General features: G+C 71.5%; 5 protein-coding genes. All 5 read right to left on the reverse strand.

The window, feature by feature from the left end:
• Window positions 1-73: 73 nt before the first annotated feature.
• Window positions 74-1,534 carry a two-component system sensor histidine kinase CseC gene (gene cseC, locus AOK08_RS39435; protein WP_422125816.1) on the reverse strand — a complete coding sequence of 487 codons (1,461 nt, stop codon included), beginning with the start codon at window positions 1,532-1,534 and terminating at the stop codon, window positions 74-76.
• Window positions 1,423-2,130 (reverse strand): two-component system response regulator CseB, encoded by a 708-nt coding sequence (cseB, locus tag AOK08_RS39440; protein WP_055535051.1) that lies wholly within the window; start codon window positions 2,128-2,130, stop codon window positions 1,423-1,425. Before cseB ends, cseC begins: the two co-directional genes overlap by 112 nt.
• Before the next feature lie 87 nt (window positions 2,131-2,217).
• Window positions 2,218-2,823 carry a hypothetical protein gene (locus AOK08_RS39445; protein ID WP_338400174.1) on the reverse strand — a complete coding sequence of 202 codons (606 nt, stop codon included), beginning with the start codon at window positions 2,821-2,823 and terminating at the stop codon, window positions 2,218-2,220.
• A gap of 122 nt (window positions 2,824-2,945) precedes the next feature.
• Window positions 2,946-3,488 carry a SigE family RNA polymerase sigma factor gene (locus AOK08_RS39450; RefSeq protein WP_055535052.1) on the reverse strand — a complete coding sequence of 181 codons (543 nt, stop codon included), beginning with the start codon at window positions 3,486-3,488 and terminating at the stop codon, window positions 2,946-2,948.
• A gap of 296 nt (window positions 3,489-3,784) precedes the next feature.
• Window positions 3,785-4,720, reverse strand: coding sequence for an HhH-GPD family protein (locus AOK08_RS39455; RefSeq protein WP_055535054.1), 936 nt, complete (start codon window positions 4,718-4,720; stop codon window positions 3,785-3,787).
• Window positions 4,721-4,820: the final 100 nt, after the last annotated feature.

Below are 4,820 nucleotides of genomic sequence, written 5' to 3' on the forward strand. Positions count from 1 at the left end.
GGTCTGGGCTGGACCTGCGTTGCCGTCGAGCGCCGGACCCGCCCAGGTCGGACGCCCGCCCCGGAGGGACACCTCACCGCATCAGCGGATGACTCCCCGTATTCGTCGGCGCGTGTTCCGGCAGCCACAGGACCGCCACCGCGCCCTCCGCGGGCACATGCTCCGGGGCGCCCGGTGGGCGTATGTTGCGGAACGTGAGGCGGGCGCCCAGCACCCGTGCCTGGCCCGCGGCGATGGTGAGGCCGAGCCCGTGGCCGTGCCCCGAACGGTCACTGCTCCCCGTACGGAAGCGGCTGGGCCCGTCCGCCAGCAGGTCCTCCGGGAAACCGGAGCCGTGGTCGCGTACCCGGATGACCCGGCCCTCGACCGACACCTCGATCGGCGCCTTCCCGTGCCGTGCCGCGTTGGCCAGCAGATTGAACAGGACCCGCTCAAGCCGCCGCGGATCCGTCGTGACCTCCGACTCGTGCACCACGTGCACGGCGATCTCCGGGTCCTTCGCGAGCGCCCGCCGCGCCACGAACTCGCCCAGCATGATGTCCTGCAACTCGGCCCGCTCCGACGCCCCGTCGAGCCGGGCCACCTCCAGGACGTCCTCGACCAGCGTGCGCATGGCCTGCGCCCGGTCCAGGACCAACTCCGTCGGGCGGCCGGGAGGGAGGAGTTCGGCCGCCGTCAGCAGTCCCGTCACCGGCGTACGCAGCTCGTGCGCGATGTCGGCCGTGACCCGCCGCTCCGCCTCCAGCCGCTGCTGCAACGTGTCAGCCATCGCGTCCACCGCCCGCGCGAGGTCGTCCGCCTCGTCCCGTACGACACCGCCGATGGCGTCCCGCACCCGTACGTCCGTCTCGCCCCTGGCGACCTGGTTGGCGGCAGCAGCCGCCTTGCGCAGCCGACGCGACAACTGGGCGCCGATGAGCACACCGAGCGCGCTGCCGCCGAGGACGACGGCGATCGAGCCGATGATCAGCGCCTGGTCGAGGTCGGCCATGATGTCCGTACTGCGGTCGGTGAACCCGGTGTGCAGCGACATGATGTGCCCGTCCTTGAGCGGCACGGCCGCCCAGATGTCCGGCACCCCGTCCGGCCGGTCGGTCACAAAGGTCGCCCGGCGGCCCTGCGCGGCCTTCTCCCGCAGTTCCCGGGGCAGGTTCGGGTCGTCGATCTTGATGCCTGGGAAGTTGGGCCGCCCCGTCGTGTTGTAGTTGCCCTGCCCGATCAGGACGCGTTCGTAGACGAGGTCACGCGCGCTGTCCAGCATCGAGACCCGGGCCGCGTTGTGCACGACCAGGCTGAGCGTGACCGCCACGAGCGCGCCGACCAGCGCGATGGCCGCGCTCAGCTTCCATCTGAGACCGGTGTGTATGCCCGCGAAGCGAGCCACTCCGGTGGACCGGGTTCTCCTGTCACCCATGGGCCCGCTCAGGCCTTCAACTTGTAGCCGAAGCCGCGGACCGTCTCGATCCTGTCCTGGCCGATCTTCGTACGCAGCCGCTGCACATGGACGTCGACGACGCGGGTGTCGCCGCCCCAGCCGTAGTCCCACACGCGTTCGAGGAGCTTGTCGCGGGAGAGGACCGTGCCCGGCGCGGACGAGAACTCCAGCAGCAGCCGCATCTCGGTCGGCGTCAGGGCCACCGGCACGCCCTCCTTGCGGACCTCCATGCCCTCGGTGTCGATCTCCAGCTCCCCGAAGACCAGCACCCCGTCGGTCATCGGCCCGCTGTCCTCCGAGGCCGCCGCGCCGGGGCCGCTCGCGTGACCGAAGCGGCGCAGGACCGCGCGGATCCGGGCGACCAGCACGGCACCGTCGAAGGGCTTCGTGACGTAGTCGTCGGCGCCCGCCTCCAGGCCCAGGACCACGTCGATCGAGTCGGCGCGCGCCGACAGCATGATCACCGGGACGGTGGACTCGTCACGGATACGGCGGCACAGGCTGACCCCGTCGAGGCCCGGCACCATGACGTCCAGGAGGGCGATGTCCGGGCGGTCGGCGCGGAACGCGGCCAGCCCCGACAGCCCGTCGGGCATGGCGGTGACCGCGAAGCCGTCCCGCTCCAGGGCGAGTTGGGTGGCCTCGCGGATGACGTCGTCGTCCTCGACGAAAAGGACGTGGGTCTGGTCTGCCATCCCGGATGCTCTCTGTTCTCGGTTCTCAGTACGGGTCGGTCGGTTCTGGTCGGTGCTGTCAGTGCTGGTCAGTGCTGTCGGTGCTGGTCAGTTCGCGGCTGTCGTCTGTGCGTCGGCGCCGTCGACCGCGCCGCTGTACTCGTTGTGCGTGCGGTACTCCAGGGCGAAGCGGCCCGCCGTCCAGCGATAGGTGATCACATTCTCGCCCGACGGGCTCGTCACCGGGTCGTCCTTCTTGTAGACCTGCTTGGTGACCACCAGGTCGCCGCGGTCTATCTCCGCGTACACCGGAGACTCCTCGGCCCGGAAGACGTTCCGGTACCCGTCCCCCGCCTCGCGGTACACATAGGAACCGACACCGACGGCATCGCTGCACGTCATGACGTTGACGACGACGTCGTCCGAGTTTCCGTCGGTCAGATCCCCGTACGACACGTCGACCGGGTACTCGTCCCCGACGCACGGCTTCAGCGCGCGCTTGACCGAGGGCGCGACCCCTGGATCGTCCCGCACGAGCGCGACCGCGTCCACGTCGTCCGGGGTGTCGTACACGGAGGGCACGGGAGCGCTGCGCAGCTTGCCCGCGACGGCGTCGGCCCCCGCGGGGCCCTCGTCACGGGCGCCGGTACCACCGGTCGCGCAGGCGGAGACGAAAAAGGTCAGGGCGGCGAGCACGGCCGTTGCCGTGATCACCGCCTGAAAGGCCCGCCGGGTGGGTGCGGACAGGATCGACGCACCCTTGGGTGTCCCCGCACCTGTCCCCGTACGTGTCCCTGGACCTGTGTGCGGGACTCCGGGGCCGGTCGCCCCTGTGCCTAGGCCGCGCAACGCTCCCGCTCCCCATGCTCCAGCGCGCGTGCGTCCAGGTCGCGGGCCTCCAGCTCCTCCCGGAGCCGGGCGAGGGCCCGGTGCAGCGTGCTCTTGACCGTTCCGGCCGACATGCCGAGGGCGGCGGCCGTCTCCTCCGTGGACATCTGCTCCCAGTGTCGCAGCACGACGACGCTCCGCTGCTTGGGTGCGAGAACCTTCATGACATCCATCAGGAGGGCGCGGTCCGCGTGCTGCTCGGTGGAGTCGTCGACACACGCGTCCGGGAGCTGCTCGGTGGGCACCTCCTCCAGCTTGCGGGCCCGCCACCACTCGGTCCGGGTGTTGATCATCACCCGGCGGAGGTAGGCGTCCGCGAGCCGCTTGTCCGCTATGCCGTCCCAGCGGCCGTACGTCCGTACGAGCGCCGTCTGCAGCAGGTCCTGCGCGTCGACGGGGTCCGGCACCAGTCGACGGGCGCTGCGCAACAGCGCGTCCTGCCGTGTGCGGACGTACTCCTCGAACTCAAGCACTTCGCCCTGCTGCGCCATCTCGCCGCCTCCCGCTCCCCGTTTCCGACCCGCCCTGCCGGCCGGCTTTCACTGCCCTGTGGTCCTTGCAGAGATGAAGTTACGGAGCCGTTGTCACGGGGTTGTCCGTGCCGGCCTTCGGAGAGCGCTCGGCTGTCCGTCGGTTGTGTAACGGAAGTAGGGAGGGGGTAAGGGGGCGGGTCGATTGGTGGCGTTGTGTGGTGATTTGGGGGTGTGGTGAGTGTGTCGGAGAGGCGGGTCGGGGCGTTACGGAACGCCTGGCGTGTGTTTCGGCTGTGTGCGTCCCGGTGTCTGTCTCAGCTCTGCGGCAGCCGGTACAGCCCGCCCTCCAGGGGCTCGACCAGACCGTCGGAGACCAGGCCGTCGAGGGCCCGGGCGCGCTGGACCGGCTCGTGCCACACGCTGTCGAGCGCGGCCTGCGGTACGGGGGTGTGGGCCTCGCGGAGTACGGCGAGCAGCTTGCCGCGCACCTGGCGGTCCGTGCCCGCGTACGTCTGGCCGCGCCGCGCCGGGCCCTCGTGCTCGGGCTTCCCGGCGAGCCGCCAGGCGCACTGGCCGGCGATCGGACAGCGATGGCAGGTCTCGTTCCTGGCCGTGCAGACGAGCGCGCCCAGCTCCATGGAGGCCGCGGCCCAGCGGGCGGCCGTGGGCTCGTCGGCCGGCAACAGGGCGCGGGCGAGCTTGCGTTCGGCGGCGGTGGTGGCGTTCGGGGGGTACTGGACGCCGGTGACGGCCCGGGCGATGACGCGGCGGACGTTCGTGTCCAGTACGGCGTGCCGCTGGCCGTAGGCGAAGGAGGCGACGGCGGCGGCGGTGTACTCGCCGATGCCTGGCAGGGCGAGCAGTTGGGCGTGCTCGGTGGGTACGTCGCCACCGTGGCGTTCCGTTATGGCGACGGCGGCGCCGTGCAGACGCAGGGCGCGGCGCGGGTAGCCGAGCCGGCCCCAGGCGCGGACGGCTTCGCCGGAGGGGGCGGCGGCGAGGTCGCCGGGGCGGGGCCAGCGGGCGATCCACTGCTCGTATACGGGCAGTACGCGGCTGACGGGCGTCTGCTGGAGCATGAACTCGCTGACCATCACACCCCAGGGGCCGGCGTCCGGGTGCCGCCAGGGGAGGTCGCGGGCGTGTTCGTCGAACCAGTCGATGACGGGGGAGTGGAGGGCGGTGTTCTCGACCTCGTCGGCGGGGGTGGTGGTGTCGTCGCGGTGCGTGGGCTTCGTGGGCGCAGTCATGGCGGTTCCGATCCTGCCATGTGGGGGTGCGGGGGTGTGTGATGCGGTGCGCAGCGGTGACGGATTGTTTCCGCCCCCGCCGCCCCTTCCCGTCCCGTCC

Source organism: Streptomyces graminilatus (assembly GCF_001418565.1).
Taxonomy (GTDB): domain Bacteria; phylum Actinomycetota; class Actinomycetes; order Streptomycetales; family Streptomycetaceae; genus Streptomyces; species Streptomyces graminilatus.